The organism is Microcoleus sp. PH2017_34_RAT_O_A, from assembly GCF_020737885.1.
Classification (GTDB): Bacteria; Cyanobacteriota; Cyanobacteriia; order Cyanobacteriales; family Microcoleaceae; genus Microcoleus.
Genome location: NZ_JAEQDD010000031.1, coordinates 80,551 through 107,079, shown reverse-complemented (window position 1 = coordinate 107,079; position 26,529 = coordinate 80,551). Strand labels below are relative to the sequence as shown.

General features: G+C 45.0%; 19 protein-coding genes. 15 read left to right on the top strand and 4 right to left on the bottom strand.

Annotation, left to right across the window (positions count from 1 at the left end):
- Positions 1–712: 712 nt before the first annotated feature.
- The 4 genes from JGK11_RS13005 to JGK11_RS12990 all read left to right on the top strand — a co-directional run bounded on the left by JGK11_RS13005 (position 713) and on the right by JGK11_RS12990 (position 8,089).
- Positions 713–1,789 carry an RNA-guided endonuclease TnpB family protein gene (locus JGK11_RS13005; protein WP_293183744.1) on the top strand — a complete coding sequence of 359 codons (1,077 nt, stop codon included), beginning with the start codon at positions 713–715 and terminating at the stop codon, positions 1,787–1,789.
- A 225-nt stretch (positions 1,790–2,014) separates the two neighbouring features.
- Positions 2,015–3,961 (top strand): CHASE3 domain-containing protein, encoded by a 1,947-nt coding sequence (locus tag JGK11_RS13000; protein ID WP_293183742.1) that lies wholly within the window; start codon positions 2,015–2,017, stop codon positions 3,959–3,961.
- The gene (locus tag JGK11_RS12995; protein ID WP_293183740.1) at positions 3,958–4,419 is read left to right on the top strand and encodes a response regulator; all 462 of its coding nucleotides are present in this window, start codon (positions 3,958–3,960) and stop codon (positions 4,417–4,419) included. Before JGK11_RS13000 ends, JGK11_RS12995 begins: the two co-directional genes overlap by 4 nt.
- A gap of 742 nt (positions 4,420–5,161) precedes the next feature.
- Positions 5,162–8,089, top strand: a complete 2,928-nt coding sequence (locus tag JGK11_RS12990) for a PAS domain-containing protein (protein ID WP_293211955.1) — start codon at positions 5,162–5,164, stop codon at positions 8,087–8,089.
- A 1-nt stretch (position 8,090) separates the two neighbouring features.
- Here JGK11_RS12990 and JGK11_RS32885 read toward each other — a convergent pair whose 3' ends face one another.
- Entirely contained in the window at positions 8,091–8,144 is a 54-nt protein-coding gene (locus JGK11_RS32885; RefSeq protein WP_366053689.1) for a hypothetical protein, read from the bottom strand.
- Between the two features lie 293 nt (positions 8,145–8,437).
- Here JGK11_RS32885 and JGK11_RS12980 point away from each other — a divergent pair, with 293 nt between their 5' ends.
- Positions 8,438–8,935, top strand: coding sequence for a hypothetical protein (locus JGK11_RS12980; RefSeq protein ID WP_293183733.1), 498 nt, complete (start codon positions 8,438–8,440; stop codon positions 8,933–8,935).
- Between the two features lie 63 nt (positions 8,936–8,998).
- Here the strand turns inward: JGK11_RS12980 and JGK11_RS12975 are convergent, their stop codons facing one another.
- The 3 genes from JGK11_RS12975 to JGK11_RS12965 all read right to left on the bottom strand — a co-directional run bounded on the left by JGK11_RS12975 (position 8,999) and on the right by JGK11_RS12965 (position 13,645).
- Entirely contained in the window at positions 8,999–9,364 is a 366-nt protein-coding gene (locus tag JGK11_RS12975; RefSeq protein ID WP_039886668.1) for a response regulator, read from the bottom strand.
- Positions 9,365–9,684: 320 nt separating this feature from the next.
- The gene (locus JGK11_RS12970; RefSeq protein WP_293183731.1) at positions 9,685–12,030 is read right to left on the bottom strand and encodes a tyrosine-protein kinase family protein; all 2,346 of its coding nucleotides are present in this window, start codon (positions 12,028–12,030) and stop codon (positions 9,685–9,687) included.
- Between the two features lie 136 nt (positions 12,031–12,166).
- Entirely contained in the window at positions 12,167–13,645 is a 1,479-nt protein-coding gene (locus JGK11_RS12965) for a polysaccharide biosynthesis/export family protein (protein WP_293211951.1), read from the bottom strand.
- Between the two features lie 312 nt (positions 13,646–13,957).
- On the opposite strand from JGK11_RS12965, the gene JGK11_RS12960 reads away from it, so the two are divergent.
- From JGK11_RS12960 to JGK11_RS12915, 10 genes are all read left to right on the top strand, one after another.
- On the top strand, positions 13,958–15,355 hold the full coding sequence (locus JGK11_RS12960) for an O-antigen ligase family protein (protein ID WP_293183726.1): 1,398 nt from the start codon (positions 13,958–13,960) through the stop codon (positions 15,353–15,355).
- 140 nt (positions 15,356–15,495) lie between these two features.
- Complete coding sequence (locus tag JGK11_RS12955) at positions 15,496–16,830, top strand: flippase (protein WP_293183723.1); 1,335 nt, start codon at positions 15,496–15,498, stop codon at positions 16,828–16,830.
- On the top strand, positions 16,827–18,044 hold the full coding sequence (locus tag JGK11_RS12950) for a hypothetical protein (RefSeq protein WP_293183722.1): 1,218 nt from the start codon (positions 16,827–16,829) through the stop codon (positions 18,042–18,044). Before JGK11_RS12955 ends, JGK11_RS12950 begins: the two co-directional genes overlap by 4 nt.
- Positions 18,045–18,082: 38 nt before the next feature.
- Positions 18,083–19,144 (top strand): hypothetical protein, encoded by a 1,062-nt coding sequence (locus JGK11_RS12945; RefSeq protein ID WP_293183721.1) that lies wholly within the window; start codon positions 18,083–18,085, stop codon positions 19,142–19,144.
- A gap of 18 nt (positions 19,145–19,162) precedes the next feature.
- Positions 19,163–20,089 (top strand): glycosyltransferase family 2 protein, encoded by a 927-nt coding sequence (locus tag JGK11_RS12940; protein ID WP_293206946.1) that lies wholly within the window; start codon positions 19,163–19,165, stop codon positions 20,087–20,089.
- A 153-nt stretch (positions 20,090–20,242) separates the two neighbouring features.
- Positions 20,243–21,493: a glycosyltransferase family 4 protein gene (locus JGK11_RS12935; RefSeq protein ID WP_293211959.1), complete on the top strand. Its 1,251-nt coding sequence runs from the start codon at positions 20,243–20,245 to the stop codon at positions 21,491–21,493.
- 315 nt (positions 21,494–21,808) lie between these two features.
- Positions 21,809–22,690, top strand: coding sequence for a glycosyltransferase family 2 protein (locus JGK11_RS12930; RefSeq protein ID WP_325315236.1), 882 nt, complete (start codon positions 21,809–21,811; stop codon positions 22,688–22,690).
- A gap of 1 nt (position 22,691) precedes the next feature.
- Positions 22,692–23,858, top strand: coding sequence for a glycosyltransferase family 4 protein (locus JGK11_RS12925; RefSeq protein ID WP_293183717.1), 1,167 nt, complete (start codon positions 22,692–22,694; stop codon positions 23,856–23,858).
- A gap of 246 nt (positions 23,859–24,104) precedes the next feature.
- Complete coding sequence (locus JGK11_RS12920) at positions 24,105–25,346, top strand: glycosyltransferase (RefSeq protein ID WP_293211949.1); 1,242 nt, start codon at positions 24,105–24,107, stop codon at positions 25,344–25,346.
- Positions 25,347–25,404: 58 nt separating this feature from the next.
- Positions 25,405–26,487 (top strand): NAD-dependent epimerase/dehydratase family protein, encoded by a 1,083-nt coding sequence (locus JGK11_RS12915; protein WP_293211946.1) that lies wholly within the window; start codon positions 25,405–25,407, stop codon positions 26,485–26,487.
- Positions 26,488–26,529 lie beyond the last annotated feature (42 nt).

The window sequence follows — 26,529 nt, the reverse complement described above, 5'->3', positions numbered from 1 at the left end:
CTCCAATTGCTATTGATTCCATCTGGATGCTGAAAATTATCTGTGTTAATCTGCGTTTATCTGCGGTTAGTTTCCCTAGCAATTTCTCCCCTGCGTCCCAAAGTTATTTTTTTCACAAATCATGAAAAAATCGCCTTTTTTTTCGGGTAAAAAGCTTGACGCGGGCTGCTTGACAAGGTATTATTTAATAATGGGAATAGTGAAAATTTTTAAATTGAAGTCACCACTTCCATTATCTAAAATATACCCCATAAATCAACCGAAATCAATAGGTAAAAACTCCTTTTTTTGCGCCGCGATTTGAAATAGTCAAAGCAGCAAAAGTGATGCCACAGAAAATGACTAATTAAGCTTAGCGAGAGAGCGAGAGATTGTATATTTGGCCTCTCTTACTTAAGGAGGATGCGAAGAGGAGCTAGTACCTAGGTAGCAAATAAATAGACAGAGTGGTACACTTGTGGACAAATCTACGGTATACCATTTTGTTTAAACCACATGAATTCGCAAAAAAGCTTGGATTGTCAGTAAAAAGACTCGCCGTCTCCTCAACATGAATTGCTAGAATACTTGAAATAATTCACTGTTTTTCCTGTCGATTATACGGTCTGCAAAATTACTCCAAGGAAATCAAATAAAACTAAAAAATGCTGTTGACAAACCCCTACAAGATGTGGCAAAATTAAACAAATAAATCGAGTGTTGAGGCCAAACAATGCTTCTGTCCATCAAGACAAAGTTAAAGCTAAACAAGAACCAGGCAACGGTTATGAGCAAACACGCTGGCATAGCGAGGTTTACTTATAATTGGGGACTAGCTACTTGGAATAGCCTTTATCAAGATGGATTAAAGCCCAATAAATACCTACTCAAGAAATTCTTCAACAATCATGTAAAACCTGAATTTACATGGATCAAAGAGACGGGAATCTGCCAGAAAATAACTCAATACGCCTTTGACAATCTTGGGGATTCGTTCTCTAAATTTTTCTCAAAAAAAGGTGGATTTCCCAGATTCAAAAAGAAGGGGCATCACGACTCTTTCACTATTGACGCGGGCGGTAAGCCTATCCCTGTGGGTGGTACGTCTATAAAGTTGCCGACAATCGGCTGGGTAAAAACCCACGAAGGACTACCTCACACAACTTGCAAGTCAATCACCATTTCACGCACTGCCGACAGTTGGTTTATCGCATTTGCTTACGAACAGAATCATGAACCCACAGTCAAAACTCATGAAATTGTAGGAGTTGATTTGGGAGTAAAAGAGTTGGCTACACTTTCAACTGGCGTAGTATTCCCGAACCCAAAGCACTACAAAGCGCATTTTATAAAGCTGAAGAGATTATCAAGAGTTCTTGCTAGAAAGGTGAAAGGTTCCAGCAATAGATACAAAGCCAAAATCCAACTGGCAAAACACCATGCAAAAATAGCAAACCTCAGAAAGAATACTCTACATCAAGTCACTACTTACTTATGCAAAAACCACGCAACGATAGTAGTAGAAGACTTGAATATTGGAGGGATGCTAAAGAATCACAAGCTAGCACAGGTAATAGCTGATTGCGGATTTCATGAATTTAAACGCCAGCTAGAATACAAAGCGAAAAAGTTTGGCTGTGAAATTGTCGTTGCTGACCGCTGGTTCCCGTCGAGCAAAACCTGTTCGAGTTGCGGGCATATTCAAGATATGCCACTCAAAGAAAGGGTTTATAACTGTGGAAGTTGCGGTCATTCGATGGACAGGGATTTAAACGCAGCCATCAATTTATCACGGTTGGCTAAACCGTGAAAGCTTACGGAGGGATAACCGCTCCCATGCTCCCGACGAAGTAAGAAGCAAATGTCTAGACTTGTCTAGTATTTGTGTAGCAGCGACACTAAACTAAAAACAAGATCGATCGCAAATTTGAGCCTTAAATTTATCTGCTTTGGCCGCCGTGTCTGCCCGAGCAAAAAATTCATCGCCCGGAGCGAGGTATAACAAAAAAAGCAGCACTCGCGCGCCGACTATTTCATGAACAAATCGCTGACTCGCCAAATCACCGCAGGCATCGGCATCGCCTTGGGACTGCTAATTTTTAATGCGGTAACTTCCTACCGCAATACTCTCAAGTTAGTGGAAAACGAGCGCTCGGTGAGCCACACTCACGGAGTTTTAAGTGAACTCGAAGCCACGCTTTCTACCTTAAAAGATGCTGAAACGGGGCAGCGCGGTTATTTGCTGACGGGAGAAGAACGGTATTTAGAACCTTATTACACTGCGATCGCCAACGTTAACACACAATTAGTCGGATTGCAGGAACTAACAGCCGACAACAATCGGCAGCAAGAGCGCCTTCGCGACTTGAAAAGTGCGATCGACTCTAAATTAGCCGAACTTCAAGAAACCATCAATCTGCGGCGCAAACAAAACTTAGCAGCAGCCCTGCGGGTGGTAAAAACCGATCGCGGACAGCAAATCATGGAGGGGATTCGGCAGCAGGTAGCCACCATGACTGCCGAGGAAAATGTGATATTGCAGCAGCGCGCCCAAGAATCTCAAGCCAGTGCTAATTTGACAATCATCACTTTTACCGTTGCTACTGTGGTAGATTGGCTGTTGCTGGTGTTAATTTTATATTTGGTAAAGCGCGATCGCATTTTGCGCGACAATGCCCAAATCAAACAAAATCAACTGCTAGAAGAGCTAGAACGCGATCGCAATTCCCTGCAATTAACCGAAGAACGTTTCCGCCGCGCCATTGTTAACGCCCCGCTGCCAATTATGCTGCACGCTGAAAACGGAGAAGTTTTGCAAATTAACTCCGCTTGGACAGAATTCTCAGGCTACAAATCCTCAGAAATTCCTACAATTGAAGATTGGACAGAAAAAGCTTACGGCAGCCGCAAATCGGTAGTGCCAGCAAATATCAATTGGCTGCACAAATTAAACTCGCGCCTTTCTGAAGGTGAATATATAATTACCACAGCCAGCGGTGAAAAACGAATTTGGGACTTTTATTCGGCACCTTTAGGCAAGCTTTCCGACGGCAGAAGTTTAGTAATTAGTACCGCCATTGACATCACTGCACGCAAACAAGCAGAAGCGGAAATTCGGATGCTCAACGCTACGTTAGAACAGCGAGTCGAACTCCGCACCAATGAACTGCAAGGAGCTAACGAAGAATTAGAAGCTTTCACCTATACCGTCGCCCACGATTTGCGCGCGCCCTTGCGGGGAATGCAGGGATTGGCTGAAGCTTTGTTAGAAGATTACGGCGAAATCCTTGACGAACTCGGTCAAGAATATGCCCAGCAAATTGTAAATTCTGGGCAACAATTAGAAGATTTGATCCAAGATTTGCTAGCATACAGCCACCTGAGCCGCACTGATTTATCGCTGCAAGTTGTAGAGTTAGAATCTGCTGTCGCTGAGGCAATTGCTATGGTACAAGCCGATGCTAAGTCCAACGGTGCTCGCATCAGCGTGCGATCGCCCTTATTGCCGGTAATTGCCCATCGCGTTACCTTAGTTCAAGTCATCACAAATTTGCTCGCCAATGCTCTAAAATTTGTGGCAGGCGCATCGCCGCAAGTGCAAATATGGGCTGAGGAAATTCAACTGCCTCCAGAGGGAGAGACAGACAGACAGACTGCGGGAGAATGGAAAAGGGGGAAAGTGGGAAAGTGGGAGCATTCGCAGTTATTGATTAGCACTGGCCAATTGCCTGTTAGCGAAGCCAACGAAGGCGATCGCATCATCCGTCTTTGGGTAGCAGACAACGGCATCGGTATTGCTCCAGAACATCAAAAACGGATTTTTCGCGTTTTTGAACGGCTTCACGGTATCGAGTCATACCCCGGAACTGGTATAGGATTAGCTATTGTACAAAAAGCAGTCGATCGCATGGGCGGTCAAGTTGGGGTGGAATCGCAATTAGGACACGGCAGTCGATTTTGGATAGAGCTGAGGAAAGGATGAGGCAAAGGCAGACGATTTTGCTGGTGGAAGATAGCCCCGTTGATATTCTGTTGATGCAGCGGGCGTTTCGCAATCAGATTTTTACTAATACTTCGCTGCAAATTGTCCGAGATGGAGATGCAGCGGTTTTTTATTTAAATGGTGATGGAGAATACAGCGATCGCGAGCGCTATCCTTTACCTGCGATAATTTTACTAGATTTGAAGTTGCCCAGGCGATCGGGTCACGAGGTTCTGAGTTGGCTCAAACAGCAGCCGCAACTCAAACGTTTACCTGTGATTGTTCTTACATCTTCGAGGCAAACATTAGATGTCAATCAAGCTTACGATCTAGGCGTTAATTCTTATTTGGTTAAACCTGTCGGGTTTGCTTCTTTATCGGACATGATGCAGAGTTTTGGCGAGTATTGGCTCAACCAGACCGAACTGCCGGAACCTATAGAATTTTCTGGTTTATAGTAGCGTTATCCCAATTTTTAGGGTTTATTTCCTCGTTGTCAGACTTTTCCTCGTAATGAGAGATTTGAGATACTTCGACTTGGCTGTACAAGTTTGAGATTTACTTGTAGCGCCGTGAATCTGGGAGTTTGAACTTTGGTCTAAGATTTTGTAATCTCCACTTCTGCTGTCGTGGGCTTGTATCCATTTTTGGGTGGTCATCAGTCATTCCCAATTCTTTAATCTCAAATATAATCAAATCAAAACTGGTAGAAGTTGGTCTTGAGGTGGCGAGTCCTGTATCATCTGTTCCTGTGCGATGAATCCAAGATTGACGGGAGGCTAATCAACCTCGAAAATCGTAAGGCTGGGATTTTTACCAGAAAGAATTGGTTGAAAGCCCGCCCGCCTTTGACGGAGAAATTAAAATTAGACTATTCATTACTCCAATCCTCGGACTTAAGGGTAGAGGTTGCCCTCAAAAGTCAACTGTCAAGTGTCAAGTGTCAACTGTTGAAGCAAGGCATTGACTAATATAATACCCACAAGGTTCGAGAGAAGAAATTAGGTTATGTATCTGTTAGCAAATACTGGGAAAAAACTACCGACAGCATAATCTGTGAGATATAATAAAATACAAGCAAATACAATTAAAAAAATCCGAGGATAGTTAATTAGCACTAAATATTGAAACAACGGAACTCCTCAATAACATATTTTTAGATTCAAGAATGTTTGTGCCAATACAAAAAGCCCAAAAACCATGCTGTCTATTCTGTTGATCGACGACAACCCGAACGATCGCCTGATGATCGAGCGAGAACTGAGAAAAACTTTGCCCGATTTAGAAGTTAAGTCGGCGATAGATGCCCCAAGTCTCGAACAAATCCTGGTCGTCGGGGGTTTTGACATGGTGATTACCGATTACCAAGTGCGCTGGAGCGACGGATTAACTATTCTCAAACAAGTTCAAAGCCAGTACCCAAATTGTCCGGTAATTATGTGTACCGACAGCGGCAGCGAACAAGTGGCAGTCGAAGCGATGAAAGCGGGTTTGAGCGATTATGTGTTCAAAGGGCGACACTTCAATCGGCTGGCGTCTGCCGTGCGCGAAAGTTTGGAAAAACAGCAGTTGCGCGAGAATTACGCAAAAACTTCGGCGCAGTTGGCAATTTCTGAGGAAAGGCTGAGGGTAGCTATCTGCGCCTCGCAAATGGGAACTTGGGATTGGAATATATTAACTGGCGAGGTGGTTTGGTCGGAGGGACACGAACTGTTATTCGGGTTGGAAAAAGGCAGTTTTTTGGGAACTTATGAAGCATTTTTTGCCTTTATTCACCCGGACGATCGCGATTCTATTGCTCGCGCGATCGCCTTTTCTTTAGATAACAAGATAGAATACCAGCACGAATTTAGAGTGATTTGGCCCGATGGCAGCTTGCACTGGATCGCGGCTAGGGGCAAGTTTTTTGATGATGGTACTGGTAAATCGGTGCGATCGATCGGCGTGGTTTGGGATATTACCGATCGCAAGTTATCCGAAGCCAGAATACAGGAAAACGAGGAAAATTTGCGCTTTGCCCTGGAAGCAGCTAACACGGTTGCTTTTAGTTGGGATGTTGTTTCCGCTGAAATCCGCCGTTTTTCCAATGCCCAAACAGAGATAGGTTTGCACCCGGACAGCGCAGTTGGTACTTTTGAGGAAAAAAAGAATGCGGTGCATCGAGATGACCGCGACAGCTTTTTGGCAGATTTGGATGCGGCACTCAGCGGCTCGGGATTTTACGACTCGGAACACCGGCAAGAGCGCCCCGACGGTTCGGTGATTTGGCTTCACGACAAAGGGCGGGTGGTTTTTGACGCATCCGGTAAACCAGTGCGACTGTTCGGCGTAGCGATCGACATTACCGCTCGCAAACAGTTAGAATACGATCGCTCCCAGGCTTTGGCGCGCGAGCGATCGTATCTGCACCGCCTGCAAAAGTTAACCTCCGCCTCAGTTGCGCTCCACTCCATGCTTTCGGTAGCAGACATCGTTCAGTTAGCAGCAGATAGCGCCCGCCAAATTCTGGAAGTCCACCAAGCAGCCGTCAACCTCAGCCCTTCCGCCCACTGGGATGCCGGAATTAGCAAGTTTTCCCTATCCGAAAAATACGCCCAGTGGCAAGATTACTGCGAAGAGCCAGACGGTACGGGCATTTATCAGGAAGTTTGCCGGCACCAACAGGCGATGCGGATGACTCAAAGCGAGTTAGAGGCTCACCAGGCGTGGCGGAAGTTCGGCAAGGCTGCCGACAAGCACCCGCCGATGCGGGGCTGGCTGGCGGTACCGCTGACGGCTCGCGATGGCAGAAATATGGGATTGATTCAGTTGTCGGACAAGTATGAGGGGGAGTTTGGGGAAGATGACGAAAGTATTTTAATGCAGTTGGCTCAGGCAGTTTCGGCGAGCATCGAAAACGCGCGGCTTTATGAGGAATCTCAGCAAGCAAATCGCATGAAAGATGAGTTTTTAGCAACTCTTTCTCACGAGTTGCGATCGCCCTTAAACGCGATTTTGGGCTGGGCGCAATTGCTACGAAATCGCAGTTTCAGTCCGGCAGCTACCGCACGGGCGTTGGAAACGATCGAGCGCAATGCTAAATTGCAAACTCAATTGATTGAGGATTTGCTGGATATTTCGAGAATTATTCGCGGCAAATTGACTTTAAATCCTTGTCCAGTAAATTTGATTTCGATGGTGGAAGGAGCCGTAAATACGGTGCGGTTGGCGGCCGATGCTAAGTCGATCGACGTGGAGTTGGCAATTCTAGATTTGGGCTTGGATACTGCTGAATTTTGCCCGCTCAAAGAGGTTTATGGCGATCGCGAATCTCCGTTAAATCCGAGATTTTTGGTATCGGGAGACCCCGGCCGCTTGCAGCAGATAATTTGGAATTTGTTGACGAATGCGATTAAGTTTACGCCGCGTGGCGGGCGAGTGGAAATCCGGTTGCAGCGATTTGATTCGGAGGTTGAGCTAACTGTTACCGACACCGGAATTGGGATTGCTGCGAATTTTTTGCCTTACGTGTTTGAGTCTTTCCGGCAAGCGGATGCTACGATTACTCGCAATTATAGCGGTTTGGGGCTGGGTCTGGCGATCGTCCGGCAGTTGGTGGAACTCCACGGCGGCAGGGTTTGGGCCCAGAGTCCGGGACTGGATATGGGTTCGACTTTTACTTTCCGCCTCCCTTCGATTCCGGTAAATTCGATCGCCCCTGAGGAAGCGTCGGTGTTGGCTGGCGGTGGTAATTTACAGGGAGTCAAGGTTTTGGTGGTTGATGACGAGGTGGATTCGCGGGAATTTATGATGTTTGTCTTGAGCGATTCCGGGGCGGCTGTCAGGGCTGCATCCTGTGCTGCTGAGGCGTTTGAGGTGGCTTCGGAGTTTGTGCCGGATGTTTTGGTCAGCGATATCGGAATGCCTGAGGAAGACGGCTATTCGCTGCTGTTAAGGCTGCGTTCTCTGGCAACCCAAAGCGGCAGGAAGTTTCGGGCGATCGCCCTGACGGCCTATGCTAGAGATGAAGACCGCGATCGGGCTTTGAAAGCTAGTTACGATCGGCATCTGACTAAACCCGTACAGCCCGATGTCTTGGTGGAGGCTGTAGTCAGTTTGAGGCGTGCCGGCGCTAACAATTTAAAATAACTTAATTGGTAATTGGTAATTGGTAATTGGTAATTGGTAATTGGTAATTGGTAATTGGTAATTGGTAATTGGTAATTGGTAATTGGGAATTGGGAATTGGGAATTGGTAATTGGTAATTGCGAATTATGCGCCACTTTGAAACAGGTTTCTCCATTATGTGTAATATCAAATCCGCTCTTCATCGGAATTATTCATCTCTCTTATAGCGGTTCTTAAAAAAGTGAGGTATGCCTGCGTGCCCTATGCCCTATGCCCGATACCACCGCACTGTTGCTGAGACTCGGCTATATAAGACCTTTATTAGCTTGTGTTAATATGCTAAGATATCCAAAAACTACGGTAATTTGGTGGACAAACTTCAGACAGACATAGAGGCAATTTGCTCTCAGATTGAGGCTTTGCGCCGCGAACGCCAACAGCTTAGCACTGGCGCGATCGCCCCAGCGGGGGATTCGCCCCAAGCCATCGCTGATGCTTACCGCCGTCACGCGAGGGAAACAGCACAAGTGTCGGCAGAAGTCAAGGGAATAGATGATGCGATCGCAGCTCTGTCTGCTCAACTGAATCAGAAACAGCAGCTATCGGTAAACTTGCAAAGAATCAGTCCGATGGAGCAGCAAGTTGAAGAGGGAAGAGAGCTCGCTCGCGGACACGCGGAACGGATTAACGAACTGGCGGCCCAATTGTCGGGAGAAGTGAAGGAACTTAAAGCCATTGCCGACCAAATTAGTCCCAGCTACTGGCAGGTTTATTACAAGCCTTTTATTACGGGTTTTAAGAGTATTTCTGTACCCTACGTGCGATCGGACGGGGATGTTTGGACTATTGTCAATCGAGTAGTTTAGAGAGGCTGCGGGATCAGAAATTGGAACCACTCAAGACATTTTTTCTGTCCCTCTTCCTCTACTTCAACCGCGCAGCAGTTGCTTAATCGTGCCCACCAATTCCTGAGGGTGAAACGGCTTGGCGATGTAAGCGTCGGCTCCTTGTTTCATTCCCCAATAGCGATCGAACTCTTCGCTTTTGCTCGAACACATTACCACGGGCAAATTCTGAGTTTTGGGGTCGCTCTTGAGCCGGCGACAGACTTCATAGCCATTCATCCGGGGCATCACGATATCCAGAACGACTAAATCCGGGCGGTTGGCTTTGATTTGCTCTAGAGCTTCTACGCCATCACTAGCTACCGTGACATTGAGTCCTCTACCTTTGAGCAAGTCGGCGATCATCTCCCGCAGAGTGACGCTATCATCAACAACCATAACTGTACTCATAGAATAATCCCTACCAAGTTTCTGGGTTGAAACGTTCACATTAACGTTTGCATTAACGTTCACCTTCAAAGGTGTCTTTTCCTGATTGAGATTGCGCTCTGCTAGATGTAGTTTACCCACTTTTGCTGATTTCCCAATCATTTTTTAAAGAATTACTGCGAACCAAATATCCGCGTAATCTCGGTTGACACACGAGGCTATGTCCGTTAGTCTATCATTTTCTTTCTCAAATGGTACGTTTGTCAAAAAATGATTGTGCAGGTTGGTTGTGCATTTCGGGTAGAGGAGGGCGGCACGGCGCCGCTTGGAGCGAAATTTGTCTAATTTTGATTTTTTGTACCTAAAGCCGATAGTTTTTGGTCGTAGAGGGTGTCTAAACCGACCGAGCGCTGCCGGTAGCTGTTAGGATCGTTTTTGCAGCCGTTAGCCACGATTCCCAAAACCGAAGCTCCAGAAATTTTTAATTCTTCTAAAACTTTGCGAACTTGCGCTCGGTCTGTTTTGGCAATTTGCACGACCATAATCGTAGCGTCGGTGTGAGCTGCTATCAAGTGGGCGTCTGCCAAGCCGGCTAGCGGTGGGGTGTCATAAATCACTAAGTCAAAAAATGCTTGAAACTGCTCCATCAAATACTGCATTTTTTTGGAAGAAAGCAGCTTGATCGGATCGGGCGGAATTTGTCCTGCGGTAAGTACGAACAAATTGTCTTGATTCAAAGCTCGCTGAATCGCGTCGTTGAGGCTGAGATCTGTAGAAATGGCATCGGCGAGCCCGCGCACGTTTGGCAGTCCTAGCTTAGTATGCAGTTGCGGGCAGCGCAAATCTGCATCTACTAACAATACTCGCTGTCCGACTGCTGCTGCGATCGCGGCCAGGTGCAAAGCTACTGTAGATTTGCCGTCTCCAGCCACGGCCGAGCTCACTAAAAGCGATCGAATTGCCGTACCTGCACTGAGCAAGTGAATATTGGTGTAGAGCGATCGAAATGCTTCTAAAAATTGATAGTCCAACTCCCTAAAAATACTTTGACCCCCGATGAGCGTCGGAGGAGTAGGTTCAGTGTCGAGGGATTCGAGAACTTGCACTTGCGACTTCGACGACGAGCGAGCCGAAGTTAGTTTCCTCGGCCTCGCTGGCTGTCTGCGCCTGACTTTTTTGCTAAACGGAATCACCCCGATCACCGGCAATTTTGTGGCGATTCTCAGTGCTTCTGGAGTGTGGAAAACAGTATTTAGCACCTCTACGAGCAAGCCGACTGCTATGCCCAGCAGACTGCTTAAAATTAGTGCCAACGCTAACTGTCTTTTGGTTTGTTTGATTGTAGCTGGGATCGGCCTATTGAATTTGTCTAGCGGAATTTCCGGAGGATTGATCAGCACCCAAGGTATTTGCTGTTGAGCTGCATCAATCCGCAAGGCTTCCCGTTTTGCCAAAAAGTCCGACAAACTCTTAGTAACAACTTGTTGTTCCCGCACTAAATTGTCGTATTGTCTCGTTGTTACTGAAAAATTTCTAATTTTTTGGTAGAGAGCCTTTTGCAAAGCAGTCATTTCGCGATCGCGCGCCTCAACTTCTTTGATTTGGCTTGACAAATTTCCCATCACCACTTCTTTTGCTTGTTGAGTCGCCGTTAAAATCAGTTCTTCCCGACTTTTTCGCAGTGCTAAAACAGGCAAACTGTCATCTCTATACTGAGCTAATTTCAGGGACAAGTCTGAGTCTATTTTCTGGATTTGAGATAACAGTCCGCCGTAAGCTTGTCCTTGGGTCATCAATACGCCAATGGGGTTATTTTTATCCAGTAAATTTTGATAGCTTTGGTAGAGATTCCGCATCCCTTTTAACTGTACCTGGAGTCCTACTTGCTGTCCCCGAATGCTTTGAACTTGTTCTGACAGAGATTTTCCCTCTAGCTGCGGCTCAAACAAGTTGCTATTCTGGCGCAGTCTTTGGACTTGCAGTTGCAAAACTTCGACTCTTTCTCGGAGCTTGGGCATCTCCATGTCTATAAATTTAATACCTTGATTGATGCCCGTCAACCGCTGCTGCAAGCTATATTCTAGATAAGCTTTAGAAACCTTATCCAATACGCCGTAAATTTTATTTGGTTCTGAATCTTTGTAGCGAACTTCTAAGATTTTTGTACCTTGCTGTTTGCCATCTCTTCCGTAGCTGACGCGGCTGATCGACAGTTTTGTCATCAGTTCGCTGTAGGTTAGGTTGGGATTCCAAGCTCGCAAATCTTGAAGCACTGGCTGCATCATTTTGGGGCTGCGTAAAATCCTAATTTGGGTTTCGTAATCTACTAAACTAATTCCTTCTATATTAATTTTTGCTAAGTCGGCAGCGACGGTATTGTCTAATTGTTTGGATAGCAAACCTTCAGCGGTTGCTGGTTCTACTAACAGAGAAAATGAGCCTTCATACTCCAGCGTTATCCGTTTAGAAGCGGTGACGATCCCTGTTCCTGCGAGGGCGCTCAAAGCAATTGTGGCTGCTGCCATCACCAGGATACGGCGGCGCAGGACTCCTAACAGCCACGACAAGTCTAGCTTTTCTTCCTCTGTCTCCTCGACGAACCTATCTCTGTAGTTCTGAGCCGAGAAGTCGGGCAGTTTGCCATTAGATTTGGGTGTGAAGGGTTGGTAATCTTGTCTGCTATCCATATTCAGCCTGGGTATTCTTGAGGTTTATATTTTTGATGTTGATATTTTTGAAGCTGCCACGCCGCGACGCCAGAAATTCTATTGTTTAATTTATTCTAGCCTTTCGCAGGAATTATCCACCTCACCAGCAACGTTCTTACCTGAATAAACTTCGGAGAACGTTTATAAAATTTAACACTCCGGTAGCTGGCCCGACAGGCCCGACGATCGCGTTCATGCGGTCTATGAAGTTGACGATACCGCTGCGGGATACGATAATCATGTCGTTGTTCCGAAGTTGAGGATTGACTTCTTCGTTAATGCCTTGAGTTAAATCGACTTCGATCGTCCGTTTAGTAGCAGTACCGTCCTGATTGAGGCGGACTAGCTCAATTTTATTCCTTCTAGCTCTCGTATTCTCGTAGCCAAAAAATCCTCTGGAAACTAAAGCTTGATTGAGGGTGGCATTAGGTGGCAGCCTCAACGGATCGAGAGATGTTCTGACTTCTCCTACTACATAAACGTTAATGCCGGAAGGAGCAAAGTTAGTGCTAGCCAGCACGCCAGCTTCTGCGGGGTTGACGATAGTTGCTTTGGGAACGATGATGGTGTCTCCCTGCTGGAGGATGGTATCTTGGGCGCCGTCGCCGGACTCTAGGAATTGCCACAGGTTGACTGGAATGATTTGTTCGCCTCTTCTGGTGACGCGGCGCACTTGAATTTGGCGGATGTCGGCTTCGGAGGTAATTCCGCCTGCAAGCTGAATGGCGCGGATGACGGTGGGGAATCCTTCTCGGCTGAGGTCGCTATTGGTGTTGCCGCCGATGACTACGTAAGCCCCCGGGCGGGTTACTTGGCCGACGATGGAGATCGATCGAGGTTTTTCCGGCGGCGGCGAGAAGTTGGCGATCGCAAATTGGCGCGCCTCTGCTTGGTTGAAGTTCGCGACGGTAGGGATCACAATCGTGTCTCTGTCTTGCAAAATGATATCTTGAGAGATGTCTCCTTCTTGCAAGAATTTCCATAGGTTAACGTTGAGCACTTGGTCGGGGCCGTCGGGTTGGGGACGGCGGACGCGGATGTTGCGGATGTCAGCGACGCCAGTGACGCCTTCTGCGAGTCTGAGGGCTTGGGTGACGGTTGGGTACTGCACGCTGGGCGCGACCCCCGGGCCTGGAGTGAGGGCGATCGTGAAGTTTCCGGGCCTAGTTACTTCTCCGATGACGCCGACGTTGAGGGGGCGGGCGGCGACGAGGCTGACTGTAACTATCGGATCTTTGAGGATGCGGCGGTAGGCGTTGCGGATGATGGTGGTGGCTTCCGCTAAGGTACGGCCGCGGATCGAGATCAGACCGATCAGCGGGAGGTTGACGGAACCGTCTGAGAGGACTTCGTAGCCACGGGTGAGCTCTGGTACTTCGAGTATTTCTACTTGGATGCGATCGCCACCGCCGAGTTTGTAGCTTTGGGGCGATCTTCTAACGCCGACAGGTGTTGTGACTGCGCCAGGACGCAATGGTAGTTGCGCTGTTGCACCAAGCGGGAACCCGAGGGAAATACTCGCGCAGGCGATCGTCCACAACATCAAACTCAAGACTGGCGGGTTTACTTGTTTGGAAAAATCAGTGTTAGCCACAGACTACTTATTTTATTTGAGGATCATTCACCAGTTTAATCGCCGATCGTTGAAAAGCAATGTCGATCGCAGATACAAAGAAAAAAATCATCAAATTTTCTTCCCCTCCCCCTCCCGGCAATTATCTAGAAGGCAGAATAAAAAAACCTCGGCATTCCCCAACCCCTCTCCTCATACCCAACCAACCAACACTTTAGAGCAGCAGCAGCTTATATAGAAAGATCGCCGGCGACAAATACCTCGGTTTATTGTTATTTTGGTGGAATTAGCCCGCTGCTAAATTGGTATTTTTCTCAGAGAGGGTAGATATTTATGGCGAGAATGATTAAAGAACTAATTCTCAGCAATAATTTGTTGCTGATGATATTGGGTGTCAGTGGCTTGGCGATCACTCTGTTGATATTTCAGATTGCCAGCAAAAAACAAATTGGTATTACTTTAGAAAAGTGGTTTGCAGTTCTGTACATTTTCATGTCTCCTCATGTTAATGTACCTCCTTTTAATTATATGCACTTTATCAATATCACTGACCCTGAGGGTGGAGTAATTAAGCAGCTTCCTTATGTATTTTATCCCTGGATAGTTTTTATTTTATGTGGGAAATTTATTAATTTTTGTAAACACAAACTTGTCGAAGGATTGTTATTTGTGGTGCTGAGAAATCCGGCTTTTTCGCTATATTGTTGGCTACCAATAACATCGACACTGTGGTCGCTAGTTCCTGATATTACGCTGAAAGCGGGGATAGCATTTACAGGTTTTACGGTTGTGGGTTTTTATATAGGTGCGCGATATGAGTGGCACGAACTATCAGCCTTAGTGCGATGGGGCTATACCTCGGTGGGTATAGTTAGTTTTTTGCGCTACCCGAATGTGACACGGGAATTGTCAGGAATTACCAGTCACAAAAATTCTCTGGGCAGCATCATGGTAGTAAGTACAGCACTTTGGTACCTGCACTATTCCCAAGGTGCTAAAACTCAGAAAGAACGCTGGATAGCTCTGGCATTCATGTTTTTTTCCTTTTATTTGGTTAGAACTACTAGCTCTGGGGGTTCTCTAGTTAATAGTTTGATGCTCATAGTTGTAGTATCATCCTTAAGCTTTTTGAGCAAGTTAAAGTTTCAATGGGCCTTTACTTGTATTGTCGGCTTTACGATCTTCGGTATCATAGGTAGCATTTATATAATCGACAATTTGGAATCCATTGTTGTCGGAGGTTTAGGAAAAGATTTGACTTTGACAGGACGCACGGAGTTCTGGCCGCAATTAATCGCGGCAGCCAACCAGCGTCCTTGGTTTGGCTATGGATTTGAGGGATTTTTTCAACAAGCATTAATAGGCAAGGAGACCCCAGCTTATTATATATATACTACGAGTGGATTTCAACCTAAAACTGCTCATAATGGTTCCATAGCAGTCTTACTCTCTTTCGGCTATCCAGGACTGGTTCTAATCTTAATTTCTGTGTTGACAAATCTGATTTTCGCCGTCCGGCAACTGAGCCGCAGCCCGCTATCTCAAGCGGGGATACCGATTATTTACTTAGTTTTTATTATTTTGAACAACCTAACTGAAGGTTCTCTATGTGATATTGGGGATGTCTGGCTTGCCTACGTGTTAATAACAGTTAGACTCAGTATCGATAGTGGCAAATCTCCATCCAGCAACCGGCGTATTTCCGGAGGCGATTTGGTGGCGCCATCTTGATCCAGATTGAATCATGATTAACTTGCAGAAGTTGAAAATTGCTCGAACTATGATATACTATATTAATGAGCCTGGTTTTTGATTAATTCCCGAACGCTCGAAAAGTATATTTATTTCTGACAAGGACTGAAAACTTTCTGATGTTAGATAAGCTAAATGCGGTCAGTCAAAAGCTCGGCCCCGGCCTCCGCCAGGTACTCGGCAACCTGGCTTGGCTGTTGACTGACCAAATTTTGCAGATGAGTCTGGGTCTGCTGGTGGGAGTGTGGGTAGCACGATATCTGGGCCCGGAACAATTTGGCTTAATCAATTATGCGATCGCCTTTGTTTCGCTGTTTTCCTCGGTGGCAACAATGGGATTGGGTACTCTGGTAGTGCGAGACATTGCTCGCAATCCCGACTGCAAAGAAGAGACTCTAGGGACTGCTTTTGCCATACAATTAGCAGGCGGAATCATCACTTTACTGCTCACTGTCACAGTGATTTCAATACAGAATCCCAATGACAGCTTAACTCGTTGGCTGGTAGGGATTATCGCCGCCGGCACGATTTTTCAGTCCTTTGAAACAATAAATTTTTGGTTTCAATCTCAAGTTCAATCTAAGTATACAGTTGTCGCTAAAAATTGCGTATCATTACTGGTTGCAGGACTCAGAATCGGATTAATTCAACTCAAAGCACCACTGATTGCTTTTGCTTGGATCAGGTTGGGAGAGGTAGCATTAGCCGGATTGGCGATCGCAATTGTCTATCAAAACAAGGGAAATGATTTAAAGCTGTGGCGAGTCAGTTGGCAGCGAGGTAAAGAACTGCTTCACGAAAGTTGGCCGCTGGTGCTTTCAGGCTTGGCGGTTTTTATTTATTCCAAAATCGATCAAATCATGCTCGGCTCTATAAATAAAACTGAGTTAGGATATTATGCAGTTGCAGTCAAATTATCAGAAATATGTGATTTTTTGCCTGTGATCATCGCTTCTTCTATTTTCCCGAAACTCGCACAGTTAAGAGAAAAAAATTATGGCGAATACTTAAAAAACTTTCAGATTTACTCAGATGCCATGTTATTTTTGTGGTTGGGAGTGGCATTACCAATCTCTCTGCTAGCTCCTTTCATAGTCCAAACTCTCTACGGCGCTCAATATACAGAGTCAGCCAGGGTATTGTCAATCTACGTTTGGGCTCAATTTGGCAGTAACTTCGGCATCGCTAGAAATACCTATTTTGCCTTAGAAGGTCAACTGCGATACGGTCTTTACTTGACATTTATTGGCTCATTTTTTAATATAGTATTGAACTCTCTACTAATTCCTAAATATGGAGCTTTTGGAGCAACTGCGGCAACTTTAATTACTTATTTCTATGTAATTATTTTAGTCAACTTTTTGATTAAAGAACTGAGACCTTTTGGTAATTTAATTCTGAATTCGCTGAATTTATACAAGGCTGCATCCAGGCTGATAGGATTGATCAAATGATTGAAATTAAACCCAAGCTCGAACACCGATCGCACTGTCCCTCTTCTGGGCAAATACTCAAACCTGTCAAAGTATTGTGGCAAGGTTCCCGCATCTGTGTTGTGTCTGAGTCTCCAGGAGGTGGCGAAATCATTGACGAGTTGAGAATTGGCCACGCGGCTAAAACTGCTTACAGCATTAACTTAGCTGAAGGAACAACTTTTAGTGATGACAAATATGCGGAAGAATTTTTAGCAAAACCCTTGCTCAAATCTCTGCAAAATCCTCAAAACGAACACCTAGAAATTACTCAAGAAATCTTTAAATCTTGCGATCGGGTAATCATATTAAACTGCATTGATTATCTTTACGGACACAGCCTTTTAAAGTTGCTCAACGCACAGAGGCATTTAGAATCTCACCCAGAATTTGGTTTGATTGTCATTGTCCAAAAATTTATGAGGTGGATGGTTCCCGAAGGAGTTGCTGAAGTCTGGACAGTACCTATATCGCTGAAAAATGGTCAGTCTCACTATCCCAGTTTTGACGCTTTTGTCAGCAAACAGTTAGAACGTTTCCAGGAAGTTTACATCAGTGAAGCCTATTCTCACCCCAGTCAATTTGATATTAGTAAATTTACGGGGGTTGCCAAACACGATTTTGATAAGGAAGAATACAAAATTACTTTTGTTTGGCGGGAAGATCGGCTGTGGTGCCGGCATTTGCTTGTCAAAATTTTCCGAAAAATTAACTTGCTACAAATTCCTTTAAGTATTCAAAATTGGAAAGTGCAGAGGTTGTTTGCGAAAATGCGAAAGTTGCTGCCGCAAGCTAAGTTTGCAGTTGTAGGTTTAGGCAAAAACACTAGCTTTCCAGAGTGGGTAGAAGATTTCAGAGTGGATAAGTTCGATGAAAAAACTGAGAGGCAAATGTGTCAGGTTTATTCAGAGAGTCGCTTGGTAATTGGGATTCACGGTTCCAATATGTTGCTGCCTTCGGGACACGCTGGTATGACGATCGATATGATCGATGAAAGGTGGGGCAACTTTGCTCAAGATATTTTATATCAAGAAACAGACCCCAGACTGTCTTCGTTTCGCTATCGATATCTGCCGCTGGCGACTAGCTTGAAAAACTTAGCGCATATTGGTTCTGAAATGATTATCAAGCGCTTGGATTTCTATTTTCACATGACGGGCGATTCCCTTAGGGATAGCTTCGCTTCACGGCTTTAATTTACTCCAAACTGTAAATATAACAGGAGATAGACACGATGAATGACAGCGGTTCTGTTTACATAGTTACTGGAATGTGCTGCGATGAAGAAGGCCAGGAAAGTAAATATCCCCAAGGATCGGATGCTAAATCTTCTTCGGAAAAATTTCAATCAGTTTACTGGCGATGTGCGGTGGTATATTTTGCTTCCAGCGTTAGAAATAACCCGGAAGCTCAGCATATCTTATTTACGAATGCCGATCGCATTCCAAATATTGAAAGCTTTAACACCGTTGAGTTTTTCGACAAAATTGGAGTTAAAGTTGTCCAGATTCCATTTACCTATCAGCCACCAATGGAATACTACCCCGCCTTCAGAAGTACCTTTTTTAAGTTTGACATTATTCAATATTTGAAAAATCATTCAGCGTTAAACGATCGCTGTATAGCTTTAGACTCTGACTGCGTGTGGGTAAACTCCGCCGATCGCATAATTGCCGATATTGAAAAACAAGGTTTGGCTACCTACGATTTGTACGAGCCTGAAGACAAAAAAATCAGCGGTTTAACCAGGCGAGAAATGCAGAAAATTTATGAGGAATTAGGCTATAAAGTAGATGAGCCTCCCAAGTATTTTGGTGCAGAATTTATCGTAGGAAGTGGCAAACACATTAAAATATTGTCCGACGAAGTAGACTCGATCTGGGAGACTTGCTTGCAAAGATTTGCCGAAGGAAAGACAAAATTAAATACAGAAGAGCAGATGCTCACCTACATTTACAACAAGCTGGGATATGCTCGCAGCAGCGGCAATGCTTATTTTAATCGAGTGTGGACATCGCCGATCATTCATACGGCAACTGAGGCTGATTTAAAAATGGATATATGGCATTTGCCAGCCGAAAAAGGATACGGAATTAAGCGAATTTTTGCACAAGTTTCTAATCCCCAATCAGATTTTTGGAATTTGCCTTTAGGAGAGCAGTTTACTAAATATGTTGCGGGTTATGTCGGCATACCACAACGCAATATTTCTAAGACTGTTTTGGATGTGTTTGACAATAGGATTTCTGGTATCAAAAGGAGATTGTCGAAAGTTAAAAGTGTTGTCAGCAATTAGCATAGTGGAGTTGTGTAAATGTTCGATCGACCGTTAAAAACCCCCGTCGCTTTTATTATTTTCAAACGTCCCGAAGAAACTCAGAGAGTATTCGCAGAAATTCGCAAAGTCAAGCCGTCAAAATTGTTAGTAGTTGCTGACGGGCCGCGGCCGGACAAGCCGGGAGAAGACGCGCAATGCGCTGCGGCTCGCGCGATTATTGAGCAGGTGGATTGGGAATGCGAAGTTTTGCGGAACTATGCTGAGACTAATTTGGGCTGTCGCCAGCGAGTTTCTAGCGGGTTAGATTGGGTGTTTGATACGGTGGAAGAGGCGATTATTATTGAGGATGATTGTTTGCCTGATAGTAGCTTTTTCTACTTTGCTGAAGAGTTGTTGGAACGCTACCGATACGACGAAAGAATTATGTCGATATCTGGTCAAAACGTGCAGTTTGGCAAGCAGCGAACTGATTTTAGCTACTACTTTTCTCGCTACACTCATTGCTGGAGTTGGGCGAGTTGGAGGCGAGCTTGGCGACACTACGATCTAGATATGAAGCTGTGGCCTTCGGTTCGAGATGGCAATTTTTTGATGGATGTATTGGGAGATGCTCATGCTGCCAAAATCTGGACTAAAACTTGTCAGTTGTGTTACGACAAAGCTATTGATACATGGGATTTTCAGTGGACATTTGCGAGTTTTATTCAAAATGGTTTGAATATTTTGTCTAATGTCAATTTAGCTGCAAATATCGGACACGGAACGGGGGGGACTCACACGGATGATATCAATAGTCCCTACAACAATATGTCTGTTGAACCGATCGCCTTTCCTCTAAAACATCCTCCGTTTGTGATTCGGGACGCCCAAGCGGATCGCTTTACTCAAGAGAGTTTATATGATTACGATCCGAAATTGGTCAAGAAAGTCCAGCGCAAAATTAAAGGATTATTGAAAATGTAAGTAAAAATGCTGTTTTTTAGATATCCTACTTTTTGAATGAGTCTGGGATTTGGGTATTTGGTTTGGGATTTTTATGAAGGATTTAACCACAGAGGGCGCAGAGGGCGCAGAGAAAGAGAAGAGGAGAAGGGATTTGATAATGAGGATGTTTGGATGAAAGTTTTGCTGGTGAGTAATTACGATACTAAAGGTGGTGCTGCGAGGGCGACTTATCGGCTGCACAAGGGCTTGCAAAGTATCGGGGTGAATTCCGAAATTTTGGCTGGTTATAAGTTTAGTGATGATGAAACTGTGCGGTTGATGCCGACAAGGTTAGGAGAAAAGTTTAAGAGTCTCCGAGGAAAATTAAATAGATTGCCGTTAAAAGTTTATCCCAAACTAGGTCAGGTAATTTTTTCGCCGCAATGGGTTCCTGATTCTCTGGCATCGGAAGTTGCCAAAATTAACCCTGATGCGATCAATTTGCACTGGGTTTGTGAAGGTTATATGCAGATTGAAACTCTGGCTAAGTTTAATAAACCGGTGGTTTGGACGCTGCACGATATGTGGGCGTTTACGGGTGGATGTCACTACAGTGAAAATTGCGATCGCTATCTTGATGCTTGCGGTGCTTGTCCGCAACTGCACAGCACTAAGGATGCTGATATTTCTCGTTGGATTTGGCAGCGGAAAGCTGAGGCTTGGCAAAATTTGAATCTGACTTTGGTAACTCCGAGTCATTGGTTGGCTGAATGCGCGAAATCTAGTTCTTTGTTGAAAAATTATCCAGTTAAAGTCATTGCGAATGGCCTTGATGCTGAACTCTACAAGCCGCTGAACCGCCCGCAGGTGAGGGATAGTTTGAATTTGCCTCAAGATAAACAGTTGGTCTTGTTTGGGGCGATGCAGGGTACGGGCGATCGCTGGAAGGGGTTTCCGTTGCTGGTTCCGGCTTTGCAAAGCCTCAGTCAGTCGGGTTGGCAAGATAAGATTGAACTGTTGGTTTTTGGGTGTTCTGAGCCTGAAAGCCCGATCGATGTTGGTTTCAAAACTCATTATTTAGGCAGGTTGGATGATACTACTTTGTCACAGGTTTATGCAGCGGCGGATGTGATGGTTGTACCTTCGCGGTACGAAGCTTTTGGGCAGACGGCATCGGAAGCCATGGCTTGCGGTACGCCTGTGGTGGCTTTTGATGTGACGGGACTAAAAGATATTGTCGATCGCCAGTACAATGGCTATTTAGCCCAACCCTATGATACCGAGGATTTAGCGCGAGGGATTGCTTGGGTGCTAGAAGATGGTGAGCGGCACCAAAAGCTTTGTCGCCTAGCACGAGAGAAAGTTGAAGCCAAGTTTACCTTAGAAGTGCAAGCTCGCGAGTATCAAAATCTTTATCAAGAAGTTTGCCAAGCTCCTAAGTAAGTAAAACTGATTAAATGTAAAACTTGTAGGGTATTTATAATGCCGATTTTTGGGTGTTTATTAGTATATTTTCGGACAGCCGACGTGTTGATTGTTACAATTACACCGTCAGGCAATTAGAGGCTGGGCAAAGCTGGCCAATCAAAAAATAAACGATCGACTAAATATCTTGATACTTGTGACAGATTAAGTTATTAATTGAATAGGACTCGCCTGCGATCGGCATTGTCGATCGCCCGAGGACAGTTTTATACCAATTTTGCACAAACAGCCCAATATTTGATATAGATGGAGCAGATAAGTATAGCAGTCCTGATGACTTGCCATAACCGCAAGTTAAAGACTTTGGCCACTCTAGAGTCGCTGTTTAAGCAAAAATTAACAAAGGAAATTGCACTCAATGCTTATCTGGTAGATGATGGTAGCACTGATGGCACAGCAGAAGTAATACAGCAAACATACCCTCACGTCAAGATTTTTTCGGGAGATGGTAACTTATTTTGGAATGGAGGAATGCGGGTTGCTTTCAGCGAAGCTATGAAAGACGATCCAGACTACTATGTCTGGCTCAACGACGACACCGTACTCGAACCAGAAGCTTTCAACGACTTGCTCGCCACCAGTAGCGAGCTAATCAAAAAAGGAGAAAAAAAGGCGATCGTTGCCGGCTCTACTCGCGATCCAGAAACCGGTGATTTTACATACGGCGGTATAGTCAAGATTACCCCATTACTTCCCTTTAAATTTCGCTTCCTTCAGCCAACAAAAGCACCTCAGCCTTGTGACAGCATGAATGGTAACTGCGTGTTAATTCCCCGCAGCGTGGTTGAACTGGTTGGCAATCTCGATCCAGCCTTTATTCATTATCTATCAGATTGGGAATACGGTCTGCGTGCCCGACAAAAAGGCTGTACAGTTTGGATAGCTCCAGGCTATCAAGGAACCTGTTCTCCCAATCCGCAATCAACAACAATAGCGGCTGCCAATATGAGTGAAGGCTTGGAAAAAATGAACCAACCCAAGGGTTTAGCTTTTAAAGATGCTACCCTTCAACCCTGGGAAGAGTGGAAAGTTTTTGCTCGCCGTCACGGTGGTTTATTCTGGCCAGTATATTGGTTGCTACCTTACAGAAGGTTAGTTTGGTTTTCAGTTTTAAGCAAGCTGGGATTCAATAAAAACAAAACTGAAGGTGAATAGCATGGTCGATAGAGATGATTTGCGCGTCGCTTGGCTGGTTCCAGAAGTAGAATTGGGCGCATATTGGCAGCCTGTATTAAGAGAATTTACAAAAGTATATAAAAATACTGTGTTTTATACTGGTCGCGTTTGGTCTGGGTTCGATCCGACGCTACCGGGAGCATCAGCAATTAAATTGGTAGGGGAGACTAAATTTGTCGAGACAGAAAAGATCGAAACAGGATACGATCGCGGTTTCATCGCAGTGTCGCCTAGCATCATCGGTCACTTGCTCAAATTTAGGCCACAAGTAGTTTTTCCTCAAGCTTTTTCTTTGTGGACTGTCTTGGTAATTCTCCTCAAACCGCTTTGTCAATGGCGAGTTGCAATTATTTATGACGGGAGTTCGCCAAACACAGATTTTCGAGATTCGAGTTTTCGGACATTCGCCAGACGCATTTTAGCTAAGTTTGCCGATGCTTTTGTTTCTAACAGCCAAGCTGGAAAAAGATATTTGGTGGAAGTTCTCCATGCACCCCAAGAGCAAGTTTTTACGAGAACTTATTTAGTTCCAGATGCGGAAACGCTGCTGAAACCTTTGGTCACAACCAAGCCACTAAATTTAGATCTCAAACACCCAGTTTTTTTATATGTGGGACGGATCACAGCTAGAAAAGGAATTAAGACGCTGTTAGAAGCTTGTGCCCTTCTCAAAAAGCAAGGATATTCTGATTATACTTTACTAATTGTTGGCAAGGGCGACCAGCGAGAGGAGTTGGAAGCTTTTATTAAAGAGCAAGATTTCCCCGAGCAAGTAAACTGGGTGGGATGGGTTGACTACGGAAGTTTGGGAGCTTATTTTCAGCTTGCTGATATTTTTGTTTTTCCTACTTTTGAGGATGTCTGGGGTATGGTTGTACCGGAAGCAATGGTGTTTGGGAAACCGGTATTGTGTTCTAACGGTGCAGCTTCCTGTGAGTTAATTGCGTCTGGGGAAAACGGTTATATTTTTGACCCTAACAATGCCAAGGAGTTGGCAGAAAAAATGCAGATTCTCATAGACAATCCTAATTTGATTGAATCGATGGGAGAGTGTTCGCGACAGCTAATTTCTCAAAAATCTCCTGAAACAGCAGCTAAAGCTTATGTCGAAGTTACATCTTTTTTGATGAAGTCAGTTGACGGTTGACGGTTGACAGTTGACAGTTGACAGTTGACAGTTGACAGTTGTTAGTTGTTAGTTGTTAGTTGTTAGTTATTGGTTATTGGTTATTTATTACCAATAACTTTTCCCAATTCCCAATTCCCAATTCCCAATTCCCAATTCCCAATTCCCAATTCCCAATTCCCAATTCCCAATTCCCAATTCCCAATTCCCAATTCCCAATGCCCTATTCCCTATTCCCTATTCCCTATTCCCTATTCCCAATTACCTATGAAAGTTTTATTATCTGCCTTTGCTTGCGAACCAAATCTAGGATCTGAAGAGGGAGTGGGATGGAATACTGTTATCCAATCTGCTAAACATCACGAAAGTTGGGTATTTACTCGGACGTTTTGTCGATCGTACATTGAAGCAGAACTAGAACGCAATCCAGTGCCCAACCTGCACTTTGTTTATTTCGATCCGTTTGGGTGGAGCGAAGATTGGAAAGGAAAACAAGGATTGCTGCAACTTCACTACTATCTGTGGCAAATCTGGGCTTATTTTATCGCTCGAAAGCTCGATCGCGAAATCGGTTTTGACATAGTACACCACGTAACTTATGTCAAACATTGGTCACCAAGTTTCCTGGCGCTGTTGCCGCATCCTTTTATTTGGGGGCCTGTCGGGGGTGCAGAAGCAGCACCAAAGCCTTTTTGGCAAGATTTTAGCCGCCGGGGCAGAATTTATGAAACACTGCGAGCATTGGCTCAAAGCGTAGGAGAACGCGATCCGTTTGTGGGGCTGACGGCGCGTCGCAGTGCGATCGCGCTAGCAACTACCGAAGAAACAGCAGCCCGACTGCGATTTCTCAAAGCAAAAAATGTGAAAATTTTCTCGCAAGTCGGTTTGTCCCAGCAGGAAATTGAGGAACTAGAAAAATTTCCAACCCCGCCCGATCGACCAATTAGATTTATTAGTGTGGGTCGTCTATTACACTGGAAAGGAGTGCACTTGGGACTCCGTGCATTTGCGGAGGCAAACGTGGAAGAATCGGAATACTGGATTGTGGGAGACGGCCCGGAAAGGAAGCGTTTAGAAGCTTTGGTAACAGAATTGGGACTGGCAAATAAAGTATATTTTTGGGGAGCTTTATCGCGTACTGAAACTCTTTCAAAAATGGGCGAGTCTCATGTTCTCCTCCATCCGAGTTTGCACGACTCGGGAGGTTTTGTATGTACTGAAATCATGGGGATTGGGCGTCCTACGATTTGTTTGGATTTAGGTGGGCCTGCGACTCAAGTAACGGCCCAAACTGGCATTAAAGTCAAGGCTACCGAGCCCGAAAATTCGACGAAAGGTCTAGCAGAAGCTATAGTGTGTTTAGCGCACGATCGTGAATTGCGAGATCGCTTGGGTCGAGCCGGTCAAAAGCGCGTCCGGGAAATATATGACTGGAACATAAAAGGTAAATTTTTTGCCGAATTGTGCGCCGAATTGTGCGAAGATGTATTCCAAGGCAAATCAGGATAACTTCTGATTTGTGCGATCGCACAAAACAAAGAAAACTATATTTTTTAGGCGGTGAAACGTGAGCGTTGCAATTATTACTGGAGCGGCGGGTTTAATTGGATCTGAGGCTTGTAAATTCTTTGCCCAACAAGGTTTCGACATCGTTGGCATCGACAACAATATGCGCCAGTTCTTTTTTGGTGCTGATGGTTCTACTAATTGGAACCGCCAACAACTCGAAAAATCACTGGGAACAAAGTATTACCATTTAGATGTGGACATTCGCGACTATGAAGCGATTACCAATATCTTTCAGCGGTATGGCGAGTCGATCGAGTTAGTAATTCACACAGCAGCCCAACCCAGCCACGATTGGGCTGCCCGCGCTCCTAAAATAGATTTTACCGTCAACGCTAACGGTACTCTCAATCTTTTAGAAGTAACTCGCTTGTACTGTCCCAAAGCCGTTTTCATTTTTACTTCTACCAACAAAGTATACGGCGATACGCCCAACAAATTACCTTTAATTGAATTAGAACACAGGTGGGAAATTGAACCAGGTCACACTTACGAAGGTGGGATTCGGGAAGATATGTCAATCGATCAGTGCCTGCACAGTTTGTTTGGTGCGTCTAAGGTGTCCGCTGATATTTTAGTTCAAGAATACGGTCGTTATTTTAATATGAATACGGCTTGTTTTAGGGGTGGCTGTCTGACTGGGCCCAATCATTCGGGAGCTCAATTACACGGATTTCTCGCCTACTTGATGAAGTGCGCCGTGACAGGAACTCCCTACACCGTGTTTGGGTACAAAGGCAAGCAAGTCCGCGACAACATTCACAGTGCTGATTTAATTTCTGCTTTTTATGAATTTTATAAAGCTCCCAGAAGCGCCCAGGTTTATAATACAGGAGGAGGCAGATATAGCAATTGTTCGATGTTAGAAGCCATCCAGATGTGTGAGGCAATTGCTGAACGCAAATTTAATTGGACATATGCAGAAGGGAATCGCATTGGCGATCACATTTGGTGGATTAGCGACAACTCAAAATTTTCCAGCCACTATCCTGACTGGAAAATGAAATATAACGTCAAACAAATCCTACAGGAGATTTATGACTGTAACCGCGAGCGCTGGCTGAAAGAAGGGGCGCAGAATTGAGCGGGACAAAAATAATGGGCTGGCATTTTTGGTAAAGATTGA